Here is a 17872-nt window from a genome sequence, read left to right on the forward strand (position 1 = left end):
CCCCGTTGGCGCAGATATTTGATCTTTGTTAAGTTTTCATTCATGCTAGGACAATTGATCTGGGTAGGCAAGGACTCTGCACCGCACATCGCCCATCGGCGGTTGTGTGCGGCGGAATATCCGCGGGATTGCCCTCCCAGCTGCCTTCATTAAGGCAGTCGGGCACGGCCATGACAACGAGACAATTCCCTGTTTTCCCAGCTCGAAGCGGCGTGACAACGACCTGGAACGCTTTAAGCCCGCCAGGCGGAGCGCCCCGCCGTATACTCGCCGTATACTTTTCATATACCAGCTCTATACCGAAACACTCCATCCTTCTTTCCGCCTCCTACCGCTCCTTTCTCTCGGAGATCAGCTTCTGGACGAGCGCGGTGGTGTGTTTTCCGTCCTGATAAGCCGGATGTGTAATCACCTCCTCGATGAATGCGAGTGTTGTTCGGATTCCAGGTCCCGAGACCCGGAGCTCGCCGAGGGCGCGGATCATGCGGTTGAGCGCCTGCTGGCGGTCGGGCCCCCATGACACGATCTTCGCCATGAGCGAGTCGTACTCCGCGGGAATCGTGTATCCGGTGCCGGCATGGCTGTCCGTCCTGATGAACGGCCCGGCGGGCGGCACGAACTCGGTGAGGGTGCCCGGCGTCGGCGCGAACCCCTTCTCCGGATCCTCGGCGTTGAGCCTGCACTCGATGGCCACGCCACGCAGCGATATGTCGCTCTGGGACACCGAGGCCGGCAGTCCTCCCGCGACTCTGATCTGCTCGCGTACCAGGTCGAGCCCCGTCACCATCTCGGTGACCGGGTGCTCCACCTGGATCCGGCAGTTGATCTCCATGAAGAAGAAGCGCCCGAACTCGTCGACGAGGAACTCGAAGGTGCCGAGTCCTCGGTAACCCAGCCGCCTGGCCGCCTCCATCGCCCCCAGCGCCATCCTTTCCGCCAGGTCCGGAGCCAGGCCGGGCGCCGGGGTCTCTTCGACCAGCTTCTGGTGCCGCCGCTGCACCGAGCAGTCGCGCTCGCCGAGATGCAGCACGTTGCCGTGGTTGTCGCACAGCACCTGGATCTCGATGTGCCGCGCGTTCTCGACGAAGCGCTCCAGGTAGACGCGGCCGTCGTTGAAGGCCGCGTTGGCCGTGGCGCGGGCGTTGCGGTAGGCCTGCGGGAAGTCCCTGAGGCTGCGGACGACGTTCAGCCCGCGCCCGCCTCCGCCCGCGCAGGCCTTGAGGATGACCGGAAAGCCGATGGCGTCGGCCAGCTCGCGCGCCTCGGTGCTCTCCAGGGCGCGCTCGCTCCCCGGCACCACCGGCAGGCCGGCCTCGGCCATCAGCTTGCGCGCCTCGGCCTTGTCACCGAACTGAGCGATGAGGCCGGCCGGAGGACCGATGAAGGTCAGCCCCTCCATCTCGCAGATCTCCGCGAAGTCCGGGTCCTCGGACAGGAAACCGTACCCCGGATGGATCGCCTCGGCCCCCGTGGCCTTCCCCGCCTCGATGATCGCGGGGATGTTGAGGTAGCTGTGCCTGATGGCGGCGGGGCCGATGTGCACGGCCTCGTCCGCGAAGCGCACGACGGGAGAGTCGCGATCGGGGGTGGAGTAGACCGCGATCGTCCGTAAGCCCATCTCCCGGCAGGTCCGCGCGATCCTCAGCGCGATCTCGCCGCGGTTGGCTATCAGTACGCTGTTGAACATCTCACCCTGCCATCGCGATCTCGATCAGTGGGTGGTCGTACTCCACGGACGTCGCGTCCGGCACGAGAATCCGCCGGACGATTCCCGCACACTTGGTCTCGATCGGTGTCATGAGTTTCATGGACTCGATGACCCCCACCTGCTGGCCCGCGACGACCTCGGCGCCCTCCTCGACGAAGGGCGGCGCGCCTGGCTTGGCAGCGCGGTAGAAGGTGCCGATCATCGGCGCGCGCACGTACTCCGTCCGCTCGGCCTCGTCGTCCGGCGCGTCGTCCGGCGCATCGAGCGGCTCGGCGGCCGGAGCCGGGCGGGTGGGTCCGGTGGCGGTGTCCGGCCACTCCACCTCAAGGCTGTTGGAGCCCTGTCGTACGCGGATTCGCGTGGGCGTCTCCGGCAACTGCCGCAGCAACGTCACCAGCTGATGGGCCAGGTTCTCGGCGTCGTTCACAGGCTGACCTCCTTCTTGACCGACTGCGCTCCGAAGCGGGCGAAACGGGCATGACGCCTGCGTACGAGTGCGTCGGCGTCCCAGGGGGTGAGCTCGTCGAGAGCCGCGGTGAGGTGCGCCCGCAGGATCTCCGCGGCCCGCGCGTGGTCGCGCTGAGCTCCCCCCGGCGGCTCGGGCACCATGTCGTCCACGATCCCCAGGCGCAGGAGATCCGGCGGGGTCACCTTCAGCGCCCGGGCGGCCGTCGGGGCGGCGTCCCGCGACCGCCAGAGGATGCTCGCGCATCCCTCGGGTGAGATGACCGAGTAGACCGCGTGCTCCAGGGCCAGGACGCGGTCGGCGAGCGCGAGAGCCAGCGCTCCGCCGCTCCCACCCTCGCCGGTGAGCACCGCGATCAGCGGAACGCGCAGTCCTGACATGAGCCGGAGGCTGGCCGCGATGGCGTTCATCTGCCCGTGCGCCTCGGCCTCCATGCCTGGATAGGCGCCGGGTGTGTCGATGAGCGTGATGATCGGCAGGCGGAGCTTCTCCGCCAGCGTCATCAACCTGGCGGCCTTGCGGTAGCCGGCCGGTGAGGCCATCCCGAAGTTCCGCCGCGCCAGCTCCGCCGCGTCATGGCCCTTCTGCTGGCCGATGATGGCGACCGGTCGTCCGGCCAGGTGGCCGAATCCGGCGATCATGGCGGGGCAGTCTCCGGAGACCCGGTCCCCGTGCAGTTCCTTGAACCCGTCGTACATGTGGTGGATGTAGTCCAGCGTGGTGGGCCGCTCCAGCTCGCGCGCCCTGCGCACCCGCTGCCAGGGGTCCGCCGCCTCCGGCTCCCCGAGCGGGCCGGGCGGCGTCGCCGGCGGGAGGTCGTCGCCGCCGGACGGCGGATCCGTGAGGGAGAGCAGCCTGGACAGGACCGTGCGCAACCTGACGCGGGGTACGACATCGTCGATGAGACCGTGCTCCATCAGGGAGGACGCGGTCTGGAAGTCGGCGGGCAGCCGTTTTCCGATCGTCTGCTCGATGACCCGCTTCCCGGCGAACCCCATGCGGGCGCCCGGCTCGGCGATGATCACGTCCGTCTGTGTGGCGAAGGAGGCGGCCACGCCGCCGAACGTGGGGTCGGTGACGACGGTGATCGTCAGGACGCCCGCGTCGTTGAGCGCGGCCAGCGCCTGGCTCGTCCTGGCCATCTGCATGAGCGCCAGGGCACCCTCCTGCATGCGGGCACCGCCGGACGCGGTCACCACGATCAGCGGGATCCGCTCGTGCCGAGCGGCGTCCGCCGCGCCGACCACCAGGTCACCCACGCTGGTGCCCAGGCTGCCGCCGAGGAACGCGAAGTCCATCACCAGGAGGATCACCCGCCGGCCCTCGATCGTGCCCCGCACGCTGACCGCGGCATCGCGCAGGCCCGTGGCCGCCCGCGCCGCCGCCAGCCGGTCGGGGTAGGCCAGCCGGTCGGTGAAACCGAGTGGATCCCCGGCCGGGATCCCGAAGTCCATCTCGCCGGCCGAGCCCTGGTCGAGGAGTTGCCCGATCCGCTGGAACGCGTCGAGCCTGGCGTGGTGGCCGCACTCGCGGCACACGTGGAGCTCCTGCTCGAACCTCTTCCGGTAGAGGCGGATGCCGCACTGCTGACAGACGATCCATACCGGGGATTCCGTCACCGATCCGTCCTCTCTTCCGTCTCGGGCGGGAACGGGATCATGGGGCCGAAGATGCCGTAGTCCCATTGGTGCCACGTGGCGCCGAACTCCTGGAACCCGCGCAGCAGGGAGGCGCCGATGCGACGGATCAGGTGGCGGACCGAGGTCTTCGCGAAGCTCATGCGCCGGTGTCACCTCTTTCTGCCGCACGTCAGATGAGCAGGGAGACGGCGGCCACGTTGACCGCGAACGCCAGGATTCCGCAGACGGTTCGGGCCAGGTTCCAGGCGGCCCACGCGCGCCGTGGGTCCAGCCGCTCCCAGTCGGCGGGCAGGTTGTGCGCGTCCAGGCGCATCACCTTGCGCTTCAGCGGGACGTTCCTGAAGCGGGAGATGATGATCACGGCGAGCGCGGCGACGGCCGACACGGCGAAGAGCGCACCCGCTGGTTGCGCCGGCGCGAAGATCGCCAGGAGCACGCCCAGGACCACGGTCACGCTGACGAGCAGCGGCTGGAGCCCGTCGAAGCGGTTACCCCAGAACTGGTGAATCTCGACGTACCGCTCCGCGGGCAGGCTGAGCAGCAGCGGGACCCCGCCCATGACCGACCAGAGCAGGACGCCCGCGGCGATGCCGCTGGCCAGGAGCGCGACTGCGATGAGGATCGGAAGAAATGCCTGCATGTCCGTCTCCTCGGTCACCGATCGCTCAACGGGACGGCCGCGGCCTCGACCTGCTTCTTGATCCGGGCCATCTGTACGACGGAGTTGCGGTTGATCCGATCCTCCATCGTCGCGTCGTCGACGGGAGCGTCGGACCTCATCGCGAACTCCTGCAGCCAGCGCATCTCCACGCCGCCGGGCACCTCGCGATACTCCCAGCGGATGTTCATGAACTCGAACACGCCCTTCTCCACCCGGTGCGCGGTGACGGTGCGCGACTCGGGATCAGGCGTACGCTCGGACACCCAGGTCCACTGATTGCCGTTCTCGTCGGGGTGCATGGTGAGCCGGAAGCGGATCGTCGCGCCACGCGTCTCCAGGATCTCGGCCGCCGCGTATTCGCTGAACAGCTCCGGCCAGGTGGGGACATCGTTGGTCATGCGCCAGACCAGGTCCATCGGAGCGTCGATGACGACGGCGTTGTCGGTGTGCACGCTCATCGGCCGACCGCCTCACGCAGCCGCGCGTTCACGAAGTCGACCACGTCCGCGGGCGTGGGCAGTTCCTGGACGGCGGTGTCGGGCACGACCACGGCGTACTCGTCCTCGACGCGGCTGGCCAGTTCGAGGACGGCCAGGGAGTCGTAGCCGAGATCGCCGAAGGCGATGTCGCCGATGTCGCCGTCCAGCGAGGTGATGTCGGTCTCCCCTCCGCTCGCTCGGAGGATTCGCTTGAGATCATCGAGCGTGAACTCTCTCACGGTGCGTTCTCCCCTGGTGACGTGTCGTTTCCGGTTACGGTGAAACGACCATTGGTGATCCTGGTAAAAGCGGGTCGGTTACCGAACGATGTTCAGTCGAGGATCAGTCGAACGATCAACGCGGCGTTGAATCCACCGTGGCCGCGCGCCACGACGAGCGCGGTGCGGAGGCTGGCGGGGCGGGCCTGATCGACGACCAGATCGAGGGCGGACGCGAAGGCGGGGCGGTGGACTCCCACCGTGGGCGGGATGATCTGGTCGCGCAGCGACAGCAGCGCGGTGGCGACGTCCAGCGCGGCGCCGCCGGCGTACAACCGGCCCGTCATGGTCTTGGGCGCGGTCACCGGGACGCTCCGCGCGCCGAACAGCGAGACCAGGGTCTCCGCCTCCAGCCGGTCGGCCGACGGCGTCCCGTGGGCGTCGGCGAACACCACGTCGATGTCCCCGGGGGTCAGTCCGGCGTCGTCGAAGGCGAGCTGGATGGCGCGGCGCAGGTTGGGAGGCCGCCGCGCATCGGGAGGGGGGTCGAAGGTGGCGCCGTAACCGACGATCTCGCCGTACATGTCGGCGGCGCCGCGCCGCCGCGCCTCGTCGAGCTCCTCCAGCACCATCATGGCGCCGCCCTCGCCGGGCACGTAGCCGCAGGCGCGCAGGTCGAAGGGCAGGTAGGCCTGTTCCGGGGCGGTCGAGCGGCTGATCTGCCCGTTGGCGAACTGGGCGACGACCCCGTACGGACACAACGAGGCATCCGTGCCGCCGGCCAGCACCAGGCGGGCGCCGCCGCGCAGGATCCGCCTGGCCTCGGCCAGCGCCTCGATCCCCCCGGTCTGCTCGGTGGCCAGCACGCGGCAAGGGCCGCGCATCCCGTACCTGATGGAGGTCTGTCCGGTGGATGCGGCGTAGAACCAGGCGATCGACTGGTAGGCCCCCACGGACCGCGGTCCCTTGCTCCACAGCTTCTGGATCTCCCGCTGGCCGAACTCCGTGCCGCCGGAGGAACTGGCCGTGACCACGGCCATGTCGTATTCGGGGAAGGCGGCCGGATCGGCCTCGGCGTCGGCCAGAGCCATGGCCGACGCGGCCAGGCCGAGGTGCGTCCAGCGGTCGGTCTGGACCGCGACGCGCCCCGGCACGTGATCCTCGGCGGCGAACGCCGGCACCTCCCCCGCCAGGCGGAAGGGGTAGGACGAGGCGGCGAGCCGGGTCATGGGGGCGATGCCGCTCTTGCCGCTCAGCGTGGCCGCCCAGTAGTCATCGAGGCCGGCGCCGTTGGGGGCGACGACGCCGATGCCCGTCACCACGGATCGAGCTCTCATCCCCGGACCGCCCCCAGCCGCTGGAGGATCATCGCGCTCTGGAAACCGCCGAAACCGCTCGCCACGCTCAGCACGCCGGCCACCCGGCACTCCCGTGCCGTGAGCGGAACGTAGTCCAGATCGCATTCGGGGTCGGGGGTGTGCAGGTTCGCCGTGGGCGGGACCACGCCACGGTTGATCACCAGGGCGCAGGCCGCCAGCTCGATGGCGCCGATCGAGCCGAGCGAGTGTCCCACCATCGACTTGATCGAGCTGACCGGGATCTCGCGCGCCCGGTCGCCGAGACTCCGCTTGAAGGCGGCGGTCTCGTGCCTGTCGTTCTGTTTGGTCCCCGAGCCGTGGGCGTTGATGTAGTGAACGTCCTCGGCAGACGCCCGGGCCTCGTGCATCGCGCGCGCGATCGCCTCGGCCATCTCGCGCCCGTCGGGTTTGAGCCCGGTCATGTGAAAGGCGTTGCTGCGGGTGGCGTAGCCGGTGATGGTGGCATAGACGGATGCGCCGCGCCGCCTCGCCTCCTCCTCCGGCTCCAGGACGAACGCGGCCGCCCCCTCACCCAGCACGAACCCGTCACGGTGCAGGTCGAAGGGCCGGGAGGCGTGCTCGGGATCGTCGTTGTTGGGCGAGGTGGCCTTGATCGCGTCGAAGCACGCGACGCTGATCGGGGAGATGGGGGCGTCGGTCGCCCCCGCGACCACCACGTCGGCGGCCCCCTCCTCGATGATGCGGGCGCCGTGGCCCACCGCGTCCATGCCGGAGGTGCAGCCCGTCGAGATCAGGGCCACCGGGCCCTCGGCGCCGCAGGTCCAGGCCACTTCGCGGGCCAGCGTGCTGGGCACCATGTAGTCGTACAGGTGCGGCACGGCGTAGGAGTGGTCGACGTCCCAGTGCCTGCCGTGGTCGCTCAGCACGACGTACTCCTGCTCCAGCCGCATCGTGCAGCCCACGGCGCTGCCGAGCGCCACGCCGACCCGGTGCGGATTCAGCCGTTCCGGCTCCAGCCCCGAGTCGGACATCGCCTCCCGTGCGCTCAGCACGGCCAGCTGGGCCGCGCGGTCCATGCGGCGGATCTCCCGCGGGGTGAGCCCCAGCGCCGCCGCGTCGAAGTCGCACTCGGCGGCGACCCTGGACCGGAAGCCGGTGGGATCGAACAGCGAGATGGTGCGCGTCGCCGTTTTGCCGGACGTCACCAGATCCCAGAACGCCTCCCGGCCCGTACCGCCCGGTGCCATGACACCGATGCCGGTGATGACGGCCCGCCGGGAACTCATCGAGCCGGCTCCCCGTCGGGTCGGCCGCCCGGCGGTTCCTCGGTGTCGACGTGCCCGAGCTCCGGTCTGGGAGCCAGCGGGCACAGGTGGAAGAGGACCTCGACCGGGTCGTCCGAGGGGTTCTCCAGCCGGTGGCGGACGCCCTTGGGGACGAGGATCGCCTGGCGCGGCGCGAGCGGAACGGGGCTCCCCTCGATCCGCAGCACCGGCCGCCCGGCCATCACGTAAAGGTGCTCTTCCGAATAGGGGTGGTAGTGCTCGGAGACGAACTCTCCAGGCGCCAGCGTGACCACACCCATCAGGCCCGTGGAGGAGCCGCCGCTCTTCGGGCTGAGCAGGATGCGGATCTCGCCGCCGCGCTTGGTGTTGACGACGGCGTCACTGAAGTCGATCACAGTGTCCATGGTCGGCATGAGACTCCCTATGAGCGCGCAGATATCCCCTCAATGTGGACGAGGCGCTTCGAAGGCCGTTAGGGAATGGTTCGTGAGACAGGCTCGAACCGTCTCCAAGCGGATCGCGAGCCGCCGGTGCTTCACTCGCAGACCTCCGCAACGCGACGTCAGGACTCCGAGGAGGAACGATGAGGCACGAGACGACCGAGGTGCTGATCGTGGGGGGTGGACTCACCGGGCTCTCCGCCACCGCCTTCCTCTCGGCCCAGGGCGTGGCCACTCTCCTCGTGGAGAAGCACGAAGGGCTCTCCGTTCATCCGCGGGCCCGGGGTCTCAACCCCAGGGGCGTGGAACTGCTCAGGGCGCTCGGCCTGGAGGAGGAGCTGCTCGCCGGCACCAGCGGGTTCGCCGACTTCGTCACCAGAGCGCGGGTGGAGTCGCTGACGGGGCCGGAATTCGAGAGCGTCACGCTGCCGCTCCGCGCCGACCTGCGCGACATCAGCCCGTCGCGGTGGTGTCTGACCAGCCAGGACCGGGTCGAGCCGCTGTTGTACGCGCGAGCGCGGGAACTGGGCGCCCGGCTGTCGTTCGGCACCGAGCTGGCCGGGCTGGAGCAGGACGACGAGGGAGTCCTCGCCCGGCTGCCGGATCGCACGGTACGCGCCCGGTACGCCATCGCCGCGGACGGAGCCCAGGGCGGGGTCCGCGAGCAGCTCGGCATCGCCCGCACCGGCCCCGGCGTGCTGGCGAACCAGATGAGCATTCTGTTCCGCGGTGACCTCAGCGGCCCGTTGCGCGGCCGCCGCTTCGCCGTCTGCCAGATCGTCAACCCCGAGGTGCAGGGGATTCTCGCGCACGACGACACCCTGAGCGTCGGCACCCTCATCGTGCGGTGCCGGCCGGAGGACAGGAGCTTCACCGGCGAACGGTGCCTGTCCCTGATCCGCGGGGCGGTGGGCGACCCGGCCTTCGACGCCCAGATCATCGCCGCCATGCCATGGGAACTGGCGGCCTGGTCGGCCACGCGGTACCGGGCGGGCCGGGTCTTCCTGGCCGGGGACTCGGCGCACGTCCTGCCCCCGGTCGGGGGCTTCGGCGCCAGCCTGGGCATGCAGGACGCGCACAACCTGACGTGGAAGCTCGCCCATGTGCTCCGCGGCGAGGCCGGAGCCGGCCTGCTCGACACGTACGACGCCGAACGCCGGGCGGTCGGAGACCTGACCGTGGCCTACAGCCATCGCCGCATCGCCGCGGGACGTGGAGTGACCGCGGGCGCGGCGCCGCTCGACGGCCTGGACGAGCTGACCATGACCTTCGGCTACCGGTACGGCGCGGATCCGGAGGACCCGCACCGCCCGGCCGCCTGTCCCGGCGCGCGTGCCCCGCATCTCGTTCTCGAGCGGCGGGGTGAGCCCATGTCGGTGATCGATCTGTTCCGTCGCGACCTGGTCCTGCTCGCCGGGCCGCAGGGCGACCGCTGGCGGGAGCCGGCGCGCAGGACCGCGCGACGCCTGTCGGTCCGCCTCGACGTCCACGTGCTCGCCGGGGAACTCCTCGATGTGGAAGACCGCTGGGAGAAGGCCTACGGCCTGGGCGGCGACGGAGCGGTGCTGGTGCGCCCCGACGGCTTCGTGGCCTGGCGGAGTGATCTGGAGGAGCCGCTGGACCGGGCCGTGGAGCGGGTGCTGTCGCTGAACGCGTGACCCGGTTACGCGCAGCCTCCCTTGTCGGTCAGCAGGGCGGCCACCGCGCCGGCCACGGGGCCGGCCACGGGGCCGGCCGCCGGGACGGCGAGCGGGTCGGCCGCCCCGGCGGCCGCGGCGGCCAGGGCCTCTTCCTCGGGCATGCCGACGAAGTGCACGACCTCCTCGTGGTTCGTGGAGCCGATGAAGTTCTCCGCGCCCGCACGGTAGTACAGGGTCACCGCGGTGCGCACGGGCTCGATGCGGGGCTTCCCTCCGGCCCGCAGCTCACGGATGATGCCTGGCGCGTCATAGCTCAGCACGAGGCCCTCACGGACGAAATAGGTCTCCCCCCGGACCGAGCGGGTCGGGAGAACCTCGGCGGGAGTGCCGGCCTTGGGGTGGTGGTAGAAGGGCTGAGTCAGCAGGTCGTAGTCGAAGATCACTTCCAGAACGGGCCGTGACTCCGGTTCCAGCAGCGGCGTGACCGCCTCGTCCCACCATCGACGCAGGAGCCGCCGCGCCTCTGGGTCGCCGAACAGATACTTGACCGCGTCGCCGTAGGCGACGTCGCTGTTGGCCTCCGTGGCGGCGGTGACCGCCGTCTGGAGCGGGAGCGCGGCCGGATCGTCGGTCCTCGACACCCACGCGTCCAGCGTGCGCAGCACCCGCGACTGGGAGACCCCGCCGATCTCGCGCAGGCCGACCCAGGTGTGCCGCAGGACCGCGTTCTCCGCGACGACGCGGCTCCAGAACAGGAAGCGCTTCATCAGCTCGTTGTCGGAGAAGGAGACGGTGTTGTGGGCGAGAATGTACTCGAAATCGTCATGGTCACCGCGGACCGAGATGATCCCGTGCTCGGCCTTCTTCTCCGCGTATTCGGTGTTGGGCAGCAGATGGAGCGGATAGACCGCGATACGTGAGACGTGCCGCGAGAGCCGGTCGTAGCCTTCGAAGAAGGTGCCCAGCGTCTCACCCGGCGCACCCCAGATCAGCTCGGCGTAAGCGTCGAGTCCCTCCCGGTCCAGCCATTCCGCGAGGTCCTCCCAGTCGTTGACCTTCATGTTGCGCCGGTTCATCAGCTGGAGCGCGTCGTCGGTGAGCGTCTGGAGGGCGAGGGTGAAAGAACTGCGCAGTCCTTCGCGCTTCATGGTGCGCACGATGTCGTAGAAGACCTTCGACTTGTTCTTGGCCCACGAGGTCTCCAGGGCTCGCGGGTAGCCGTAGCGGTCCCTGACCGCCAGCAGGTCCGTCACGAACTCCGCGTCGATCGGCAGCATCCCGAAGTTGGCGTCGCACAGCACGACCGTGTGCACTCCGTGGCCGGCGAACAGCTCCAGCTCCGCGCGGAGCCGCTCGCGGGAGAACGCCCGTACCCGCTGGCCCACCGCGCCGCCCCAGTAGCAGAAGGAGCACTTGTACGGGCAGCCGCGGTTGGTCTCCATGAGCGCGACGTCGTACCTGAAGCGGCCGGCGGCGTCGGTGAGCTCGATGGCGCCGGTCAGGAAGGGGGACGGGATGACGTCGAGGTCGTTGATCCGCTCTCTGGGCGGCGTGGTGACCACTTCCCCCTCGGCGTTCACGAACGAGATGCCGCCGATGCCGCCGAGGTCGGTCGCCGGGACGCCGGCCAGCCGGGCCTTGAGCAGCTCGACGAACACCTCCTCCCCCTCACCGTTGACGATGACGTCCACGTCGGGAAACATGCGGAAAGTCCGCTCGGCCTGGTTGGCCACATGGGTGCCACCGAAGATCACCCAGCCGTCGGGGTTCATCTGCTTGAAGGTCTCGGCCAGCGCGCCGAATTTCTGGTAGTTCCAGCCGAGCACCGAGAAACAGATGACGTCCGGCGCGCCGTCGTGGAAAACCTCGACGGCCATCTTCATGAGCGTCACGCCACCGCGGAAATTGTGGATCGTCGCGTCCACCCGCGAGCGCAGATGGTCATCGGACGACACCATGGCCTTGAGGTAACCCGAGGCGAGTGGCATCGACTCCAGCGGCATGTCCCAGACGCCTTGTTGCAGGAGATACACAGACAGCTTGCGTTGATCGGCCACCATCGCGTGCTCCTCTTGAATGTGCCTGTGAGTGATGACGAGATGGTGAGCGCAGCGATTAGAGCGTCATTCAATTCTTGGTGGAAGGCCTCGCCGGAGCGGGGCTGAGGAAATCCCTGAAGCGCCGGGCGACGTCGGCGGGATGCACGGTGGGCCGCCCCAGCGAGGCCGGGGATCCCGGCCTGATCGACAGATGGATGAAGGCCGGTCCCGATCCGAGCACGGCGGCCCGCAGGGCCTGGCCCAGCTCGTCGAGGCTGCGGCAGCCGTGGACGTACTGGTAGCCGCTGGCCATGGCGATCGCGGGCAGGTCCGCCTGGTGCGCCAGCGTGCGCTGGCCGCCCGTCGAGTCATGGACGCCGTTGTCCAGCACGACGTGCACCAGGTTCCGGGGCTGGCACGCGCCGACGGCCGTGAGCGTGCCGAGCCGCATCAGGGCGGCGGCGTCGCCGTCGATCACCACCACGGACCTGGAGGTGCTCAGCGCCGCACCGAGCCCCACCGCCGCCGCCGACCCCATCGCGCCCACCAGATAGAAGTGCTGGGGGCGGTCCGCGAGGGTGAAGAGCTCACGGCTGGTCATGCCCGTCGTGGAGATGATCGCGGCGTCGTCGGGCACCACTTCCAGGATCCGGTTCAGGGCGGCGGTCCTGGTGGGCCCCTTCCCCTGGGCGACCGCGGGCCACCGTACGCACTCGGTCTGGGTCCTGGCGGGCGAGGGCTCGTGCAGCGTCGTGGAGAGGAACGTCCCACGCCGCACCACCCACGCGTACGGCACGGAGCGCTCCTCCATCTGCCTCCATCCCTCGTCCAGGGTGGCGGCGACCCGGTCCGGCTCCGCGGGCAGCACCTGCCAGCCGATCCGCAGCAGGTCGAGCAGGTCACGGGTGATCTCGCCCATGAGTGCGTGCTGCGGCTCGTCGGGCTGCCGCGGCTCGCCCCGCCAGGTCACGATCAGCGGCACCGGGATGCGATGGGGATGGGTCAGTGACGTCAGCGGGTTCACCATGTTGCCCAGCCCGGAGTTCTGGCTGAACACGCACGCGGTCGAGCCGGCCAGCCACTGCCCCGCCGCGATGGCCAGCGCCTCGCCCTCCTGGGTGGCCCGGACGTAGGCGACCTCGGGGAAGCCCGCCACCGCGTTGATCAGCGACGCCACATGGGAGCAGGGAACGCCGGTGAACGCCGTCACCCCTCGTCGCCTCAGAGCGGAGAGGAACGCGGTGGGGTCGAGCACCGCCTCACGCCCCCAACTCGGCGTAGCCGTTGAGCTTGGTGAGCAGCTCCGCGTAGTGCTGCTCCTCGCGTTCGAGCTCCTCGTACTCCAGCAGCGTGAAGATCTCCTTGAGCGTGCTGATCGAGTCGTCCAGCCCCGTGGGCCCGTTCTCGCGCAGGACCAGGCAGGCGCGCCGCATGGCGGCCGTGGCCGCGCGCAACGCCTGGTTGGCCCAGATCACCCCGCTGATGCCCAGGCTCTGGAACTGGCTCATGGGTGTGCTGTGGTAGGTCGTGGGCGCCACGATCAGGGGCAGCCGGTCATCCCAGAGGGCGCAGAACTTCGCGATCTCCGCGACCGTCGGCTGCCTCGAATGGATGAAGATGGCGTCCGCGCCCGCGGCCTTGTAAGCGGTGGCCCGCTCCAGGGCGGCGTCCATGCCGGCCCCCGCGATCAGGGCCTCCACCCTGGCCATGATGACGAAGTCGGGATCGGTCACGGCGTCCCGGCAGGCGGCGATCTTCCCGCACATCTCGGCGATGGGGGCGAGGGCGTGGGCGTCGCCGACGAAGGAGTTCATCTTGGGCGAGGCCTTGTCCTCCAAGCAGATGCCGGCCGCGCGCGCCCGCTCGGCCCGGCAGGCGAACCGCCGCGCGGTGTTGAAGTTGCCGTGGCCCGTGTCGCCGTCCACCAGCACGGGCGCGTCCGTCACCGCGGTGATGTGCTCGACGACCTGGATCAGCTCCGTCCACGACGCCTCCTCGCAGTCGCGCACGCCGAGGGCGGTGGACATGCCCAGCCCGGAGGCCCACAGAGCGGGAAACCCGCAGTCGCTCCCGATGCGCGCGGACAGCCCGTCGTGCACGCCGAGGAGCGGGAACACCGCCGAATTTCGCATGAGATCGCGGAGCCGGGCTCCCTGACCTTGGACGGCACGGCGGTCGGAATGGGGTGACGACACGGTTCCTCCTCGCGAGGGCGATGACTGGCCGGGTCATTGTCATTCGCGCGATTCGAGTCTCGGTCGAGATCCGAGCCGAGCGTTCCTCGACCGTCTCTCTAGAGCGCCCATGCATGCTCTGCCTCAGCTTCGGCGAGAAGAAAGGACTTTCACATGGGCGGGATGGCCGGATGGATCGACTACCAGCGTGACCTCACACCCGCCCGTGACATCGTCGCCACCATGGCCGGCCAGGTCGCCTGGCGAGGGCCCGGCGGATACGGGATCTGGAGTTCCCCCCGCGCCGTCATCGGGCACCACCGGCTCGCTCTCGTCGACGTGGCGGGCAGCGCTCAGCCCCTCGTCGTCGAGGAGGACGGGCACCCGCTGGTCGTGGTCGCCCTCGACGGCGACATCCACAACCACCGCGAGCTGCGGGCCGCGCTGAAAGGTCACGGGCACGACTTCCGCACCTCGGGCGAGGCCGAGGTGGTGGCCAGGGCGTACCTGGAGTGGGGGATCGAGTGCGTGAGCAGGCTGGACGGCGTGTTCGCGATCGCGATCTGGGACGTGCGCGGCGAGGAACTGGTGCTGGTGGGAGACCGGCTGGGGCTGAGATCCATCTACTACCAGACCACCCCCACCGGGGTCCTGTTCGGCTCGGAGCCCAAGGCGCTCCTGGCCCATCCGGAGATCGACGCCGTGGTGGAGGAGGACGGGCTGCGGGACGCGCTGTCCTTCACCGTCGTCCCCGGCAGGTCGGTCTACAAGGACATGCGTCGGCTCAACCAGGGACACCTGGTCAGGATCACCGCCGGAGGGGTCAAGGAACAGCGGTACTGGACCCTTGAGGCCGCGCCGCATCCCGACTCCGCGACCCGTACCGCCGCGACCTGGCGCGAGCTGCTGGAGGCGGCAGTGCACGCGCGGCTGGACGTGGACGTCCCCGTCGGCGTGCTGCTGTCGGGCGGTGTGGACTCCAGCGCGCTGGTGGCGCTGGCGGCCCGGGTGATGCGTGAGAGAGGCGGGCCCGCCCTGCGCACCTTCACCCTGGACTTCGCCGGCACGCAGACGGGTCCCGGGCTGCTCCAGGTGTCGCGGGACGCGCCTCACGCGGCCATGGTCGCCCGCGAGTTCGGCACCGACCACACGGAGATCGTGGTCGACCGGGCCGAGCTGGAAGACCCGGTGCTCCAGCGGACGATGGTCGCCGCGCAGCAGGACCGCCCGACACCGACCAGCGACTTCGCCATCGCCTTGCGCTTCCTGTGCCGGACGGTGAGCTCCAGCGTGCCGGTCGTGCTGAGCGGACAGCAGGCGGGGCTGATGTTCGGCGGCGCCTTGGGCATGAGCGACGAACAGAGCACCGGCGGCGCCACCTTCCCCTGGATCTCCTTCACCCAGCGCCGCACCCACCGGAGCGGCATCGGCACCGGCCTGCTCGCGCCCGGCCTGCTGGAACGGCTCGACCTGCCCGGATACTGCGCCAGGAGGTACCGGGAGACCGTCGCGGCCGTGCCCGTGCTCAAGGGGGAGAGCGAGTCCGCCAGGAAGGCGCGCGAGCTGCGGTATCTCAGCCTGTACGGCTGGCACGAGTACGTCACGGTCTTCGACACCGGGCTCACCCAGACGGCCGGCCTGTCGGCCCGCTGGCCGTACTGCACGCCCGAGATGATCCAATACTGCTTCAACATCCCGTACGACATGAAGGGTGAGGACGGCGGGCCGCTGAACGTGGCCTCCGCGGCCCTGCGCGACGACCTGCCCGAGGCGATCCTGAACAGGACGCCGAGCCCCTTCCCCATCGGGGCCGGCCCGCACGGCGGCGCGGCCATGCGGGAAAGGCTGGCCGCGCTGATCGAGGACGGCGGCAGCCCCGCACTGGACCTCATCGACGTCCCCGCGGCCCGGGAACTGCTCGATTCGCCGCCGCGGCCCGAGCGCGCGTGGCGCGACCGCACCGACATCCACATGGTCCTGCAGCTCAACGCCTGGCTGAGCGGTTACCGAGTGCGGCTCGTCTGATGGCGGCGGAACCGGGAATCATCGAGCCGGCCAGGGCCGCTCCCGCCGCTCATCCCGCTCGCCCGACGGCGATCGAGGTGCGGTCCCTGGTCAAGACCTACCCGCGCGGGGTGCGGGCGCTGGACGGGATCTCCTTCAGCGCCGCCCGCGGGGAGATCACGGCCGTCCTCGGGCCCAACGGGGCGGGAAAGTCCACGCTGATCAAGGCGATGGCCACGCTGACGGGGTTCGAGGCGGGAAGCATCGGCGTGGACGGCGTCGACGTCCGCGCGCGGCCCGCCGAGGTGCGGCGCAGGATCGGGGTGGTCAGCCAGGCTTACTCCTCCGACCCCTCGGCCACGGGATACGACAACCTCCGGCTCCAGGCCAGGATCTACGGCCTGCGTGGCGACAGGTTGCGCGGCCAGCTGCACGAGCTGCTGGAGTGGATGGATCTGGGCAGCGCCGCCGGACGCCTGGTGCGTACCTACTCGGGCGGCATGCGGCGCAGGCTCGAACTCGCCATGGGGCTCGTCCACGAGCCGGCCGTCCTGGTGCTGGACGAGCCGACCGCCGCGGTGGACCCCGTGGCGGCCGAAGGGCTGTGGTCGCTGGTCACCGAGCTGTGCCGGGACCGGCGGATGAGCGTCCTGCTCACCACGCACCAGCTCGACGAGGCGGACCGGCTCGCCTCATGGGTGGTGATCCTCAACAAGGGCGCCGTGGTCGTCCAGGGATCACCGCGGGATCTGAAGGAGGAGCTCAGGGGCGACGTGGTCTCGGTGCGGCTGACCGACTCCGCCACGGCAAGGCGGGTCGAGGCCGCGATGCGGCGGGTCGCGCAGGTCAGGAACGTGGCCTGGGCCGGGACGGAGTTGCGGGTCGACGTTCAGGGCGACGCGCGGGCGCTCGGCTCGGTCCTGGAGGTGCTGACGGCTCACTCGGTCACGGGGCCGGTGTCGGTGAGCCGCCCGTCGCTGAACGACATCTACTTCCGGCACGCCGGGGGCCGGCGATGAGGGCGGTGGCGGAGCACTCCCTCCTGCTCTCGACGCGCCAGCTGCGCGTGTTCGCCGGCCGCTCCTGGTATCTGGCCGCCACCCTCGCCCAGCCGCTCATCTGGATGGTCTTCCTCAGCGGCCTGCTCAGTGGAGTGGCCCGGTTGCCGGGATTCCCTGCGGCGAGCTACCCCCAGTTCCTCACGCCGGGGATGGCGGCCGTGGGCGCCATGTTCGGCAGCGCGTGGGCCGGCCTGACCATGCTCATGGACCTCGAACGCGGTGTGCTGGACCGGCTGCTGATGTCGCCGGTCAGGCGCGTCGCGATCATCACGGGCAACCTGATCCCCCAGGCGCTGATCGCCGTCGTGCAGACCCTCGTCCTCCTGGCCGCGGCCCTGCTGCTGGGGGTCCGCTATCCGGGAGGGCCGGCCGGCCTGGCGGTGATGACGGCCGCGGTCATGCTGCTGGCGCTCACGGTCGCGGCCCTTTCCAACACGCTCGCGCTTCGGGTCCGCAGCCGGGAAGTGCAGATCACCGTCATCCAGTTGCTGATCTTCCCCTTCGCCTTCCTGTCCACGGCTTTCATGCCGGAAGGTCTCATGGCCTCGTGGTTGCCGACCACGCTGAACCCGGTGAGCTGGGCCGTGGACGCGAGCAGGACGGCACTGAGCGCCCATCCGGACTGGCCGGCCGTCTGGCTCGGGCTCGGCCTGCTGACCGCCGCCTGCACCGTATCCATCCTGATCGCTGTGAACGCCTTCCGTTCCTACCAGCGATCCGCATGAAGGAGACACCCA

At 69.9% G+C, this 17872-nt stretch carries 17 protein-coding genes; 4 read left to right on the plus strand and 13 right to left on the minus strand.

The window, feature by feature from the left end:
* Nucleotides 1-328: 328 nt before the first annotated feature.
* The 10 genes from AB0C28_RS01220 to AB0C28_RS01265 form a co-directional block, all read right to left on the minus strand.
* Nucleotides 329-1687 carry an acetyl-CoA carboxylase biotin carboxylase subunit gene (locus AB0C28_RS01220; RefSeq protein ID WP_357840266.1) on the minus strand — a complete coding sequence of 453 codons (1359 nt, stop codon included), beginning with the start codon at nucleotides 1685-1687 and terminating at the stop codon, nucleotides 329-331.
* Nucleotide 1688: 1 nt separating this feature from the next.
* Entirely contained in the window at nucleotides 1689-2135 is a 447-nt protein-coding gene (locus AB0C28_RS01225; RefSeq protein WP_357840263.1) for a biotin/lipoyl-containing protein, read from the minus strand.
* Complete coding sequence (locus tag AB0C28_RS01230) at nucleotides 2132-3793, minus strand: acetyl-CoA carboxylase carboxyltransferase subunit alpha (protein ID WP_357840260.1); 1662 nt, start codon at nucleotides 3791-3793, stop codon at nucleotides 2132-2134. Before AB0C28_RS01230 ends, AB0C28_RS01225 begins: the two co-directional genes overlap by 4 nt.
* Nucleotides 3790-3954, minus strand: a complete 165-nt coding sequence (locus AB0C28_RS01235; protein ID WP_357840257.1) for a hypothetical protein — start codon at nucleotides 3952-3954, stop codon at nucleotides 3790-3792. The genes AB0C28_RS01230 and AB0C28_RS01235 overlap by 4 nt, the downstream gene beginning before the upstream one ends.
* Before the next feature lie 29 nt (nucleotides 3955-3983).
* Nucleotides 3984-4454 carry a DUF1772 domain-containing protein gene (locus AB0C28_RS01240; RefSeq protein ID WP_357840254.1) on the minus strand — a complete coding sequence of 157 codons (471 nt, stop codon included), beginning with the start codon at nucleotides 4452-4454 and terminating at the stop codon, nucleotides 3984-3986.
* 14 nt (nucleotides 4455-4468) lie between these two features.
* Nucleotides 4469-4933, minus strand: a complete 465-nt coding sequence (locus AB0C28_RS01245; RefSeq protein ID WP_357840251.1) for an SRPBCC family protein — start codon at nucleotides 4931-4933, stop codon at nucleotides 4469-4471.
* The gene (locus AB0C28_RS01250) at nucleotides 4930-5193 is read right to left on the minus strand and encodes an acyl carrier protein (RefSeq protein WP_357840248.1); all 264 of its coding nucleotides are present in this window, start codon (nucleotides 5191-5193) and stop codon (nucleotides 4930-4932) included. The genes AB0C28_RS01245 and AB0C28_RS01250 overlap by 4 nt, the downstream gene beginning before the upstream one ends.
* Nucleotides 5194-5285: 92 nt before the next feature.
* Nucleotides 5286-6509 carry a ketosynthase chain-length factor gene (locus tag AB0C28_RS01255; protein ID WP_357840246.1) on the minus strand — a complete coding sequence of 408 codons (1224 nt, stop codon included), beginning with the start codon at nucleotides 6507-6509 and terminating at the stop codon, nucleotides 5286-5288.
* The gene (locus AB0C28_RS01260; RefSeq protein WP_357840243.1) at nucleotides 6506-7777 is read right to left on the minus strand and encodes a beta-ketoacyl-[acyl-carrier-protein] synthase family protein; all 1272 of its coding nucleotides are present in this window, start codon (nucleotides 7775-7777) and stop codon (nucleotides 6506-6508) included. The genes AB0C28_RS01255 and AB0C28_RS01260 overlap by 4 nt, the downstream gene beginning before the upstream one ends.
* The gene (locus tag AB0C28_RS01265; protein WP_357840240.1) at nucleotides 7774-8181 is read right to left on the minus strand and encodes a cupin domain-containing protein; all 408 of its coding nucleotides are present in this window, start codon (nucleotides 8179-8181) and stop codon (nucleotides 7774-7776) included. The genes AB0C28_RS01260 and AB0C28_RS01265 overlap by 4 nt, the downstream gene beginning before the upstream one ends.
* 179 nt (nucleotides 8182-8360) lie before the next feature.
* Here AB0C28_RS01265 and AB0C28_RS01270 point away from each other — a divergent pair, with 179 nt between their 5' ends.
* Nucleotides 8361-9875, plus strand: a complete 1515-nt coding sequence (locus AB0C28_RS01270; protein ID WP_358072612.1) for an FAD-dependent monooxygenase — start codon at nucleotides 8361-8363, stop codon at nucleotides 9873-9875.
* 5 nt (nucleotides 9876-9880) lie between these two features.
* Here the strand turns inward: AB0C28_RS01270 and AB0C28_RS01275 are convergent, their stop codons facing one another.
* The 3 genes from AB0C28_RS01275 to AB0C28_RS01285 all read right to left on the minus strand — a co-directional run bounded on the left by AB0C28_RS01275 (nucleotide 9881) and on the right by AB0C28_RS01285 (nucleotide 14091).
* Complete coding sequence (locus AB0C28_RS01275) at nucleotides 9881-11917, minus strand: KedN5 family methylcobalamin-dependent radical SAM C-methyltransferase (RefSeq protein WP_357840234.1); 2037 nt, start codon at nucleotides 11915-11917, stop codon at nucleotides 9881-9883.
* A gap of 67 nt (nucleotides 11918-11984) precedes the next feature.
* Nucleotides 11985-13151 (minus strand): phosphonopyruvate decarboxylase, encoded by a 1167-nt coding sequence (gene aepY / locus AB0C28_RS01280; protein WP_357840231.1) that lies wholly within the window; start codon nucleotides 13149-13151, stop codon nucleotides 11985-11987.
* A 4-nt stretch (nucleotides 13152-13155) separates the two neighbouring features.
* Complete coding sequence (locus tag AB0C28_RS01285; protein ID WP_357840228.1) at nucleotides 13156-14091, minus strand: isocitrate lyase/phosphoenolpyruvate mutase family protein; 936 nt, start codon at nucleotides 14089-14091, stop codon at nucleotides 13156-13158.
* Nucleotides 14092-14244: 153 nt separating this feature from the next.
* Here AB0C28_RS01285 and asnB point away from each other — a divergent pair, with 153 nt between their 5' ends.
* Genes asnB through AB0C28_RS01300 form a run of 3 tightly spaced genes read left to right on the plus strand, consistent with a single transcriptional unit; the run spans nucleotide 14245 to nucleotide 17860 of the window.
* Nucleotides 14245-16095, plus strand: coding sequence for an asparagine synthase (glutamine-hydrolyzing) (asnB, locus tag AB0C28_RS01290; protein WP_358072614.1), 1851 nt, complete (start codon nucleotides 14245-14247; stop codon nucleotides 16093-16095).
* Nucleotides 16095-17093: an ABC transporter ATP-binding protein gene (locus AB0C28_RS01295; RefSeq protein ID WP_358072616.1), complete on the plus strand. Its 999-nt coding sequence runs from the start codon at nucleotides 16095-16097 to the stop codon at nucleotides 17091-17093. The genes asnB and AB0C28_RS01295 overlap by 1 nt, the downstream gene beginning before the upstream one ends.
* A 5-nt stretch (nucleotides 17094-17098) precedes the next feature.
* On the plus strand, nucleotides 17099-17860 hold the full coding sequence (locus AB0C28_RS01300) for an ABC transporter permease (protein WP_357840219.1): 762 nt from the start codon (nucleotides 17099-17101) through the stop codon (nucleotides 17858-17860).
* The last annotated feature ends 12 nt before the right edge of the window (nucleotides 17861-17872 follow it).

This window comes from Nonomuraea sp. NPDC048892 (assembly GCF_040649735.1).
Taxonomy (GTDB): domain Bacteria; phylum Actinomycetota; class Actinomycetes; order Streptosporangiales; family Streptosporangiaceae; genus Nonomuraea; species Nonomuraea maheshkhaliensis.

What these genes read in the sequence shown, in the direction of transcription:
- AB0C28_RS01260 (WP_357840243.1), bottom strand. Translation starts at nt 7,777, where the DNA reads ATGAGTTCCCGGCGGGCCGTCATCACCGGCATCGGTGTCATGGCACCG.
- AB0C28_RS01220 (WP_357840266.1), bottom strand. Translation starts at nt 1,687, where the DNA reads ATGTTCAACAGCGTACTGATAGCCAACCGCGGCGAGATCGCGCTGAGG.
- AB0C28_RS01240 (WP_357840254.1), bottom strand. Translation starts at nt 4,454, where the DNA reads ATGCAGGCATTTCTTCCGATCCTCATCGCAGTCGCGCTCCTGGCCAGC.
- AB0C28_RS01255 (WP_357840246.1), bottom strand. Translation starts at nt 6,509, where the DNA reads ATGAGAGCTCGATCCGTGGTGACGGGCATCGGCGTCGTCGCCCCCAAC.
- AB0C28_RS01275 (WP_357840234.1), bottom strand. Translation starts at nt 11,917, where the DNA reads ATGGTGGCCGATCAACGCAAGCTGTCTGTGTATCTCCTGCAACAAGGC.
- AB0C28_RS01245 (WP_357840251.1), bottom strand. Translation starts at nt 4,933, where the DNA reads ATGAGCGTGCACACCGACAACGCCGTCGTCATCGACGCTCCGATGGAC.
- asnB (WP_358072614.1), top strand. Translation starts at nt 14,245, where the DNA reads ATGGGCGGGATGGCCGGATGGATCGACTACCAGCGTGACCTCACACCC.
- AB0C28_RS01235 (WP_357840257.1), bottom strand. Translation starts at nt 3,954, where the DNA reads ATGAGCTTCGCGAAGACCTCGGTCCGCCACCTGATCCGTCGCATCGGC.
- AB0C28_RS01295 (WP_358072616.1), top strand. Translation starts at nt 16,095, where the DNA reads ATGGCGGCGGAACCGGGAATCATCGAGCCGGCCAGGGCCGCTCCCGCC.
- AB0C28_RS01270 (WP_358072612.1), top strand. Translation starts at nt 8,361, where the DNA reads ATGAGGCACGAGACGACCGAGGTGCTGATCGTGGGGGGTGGACTCACC.
- AB0C28_RS01265 (WP_357840240.1), bottom strand. Translation starts at nt 8,181, where the DNA reads ATGGACACTGTGATCGACTTCAGTGACGCCGTCGTCAACACCAAGCGC.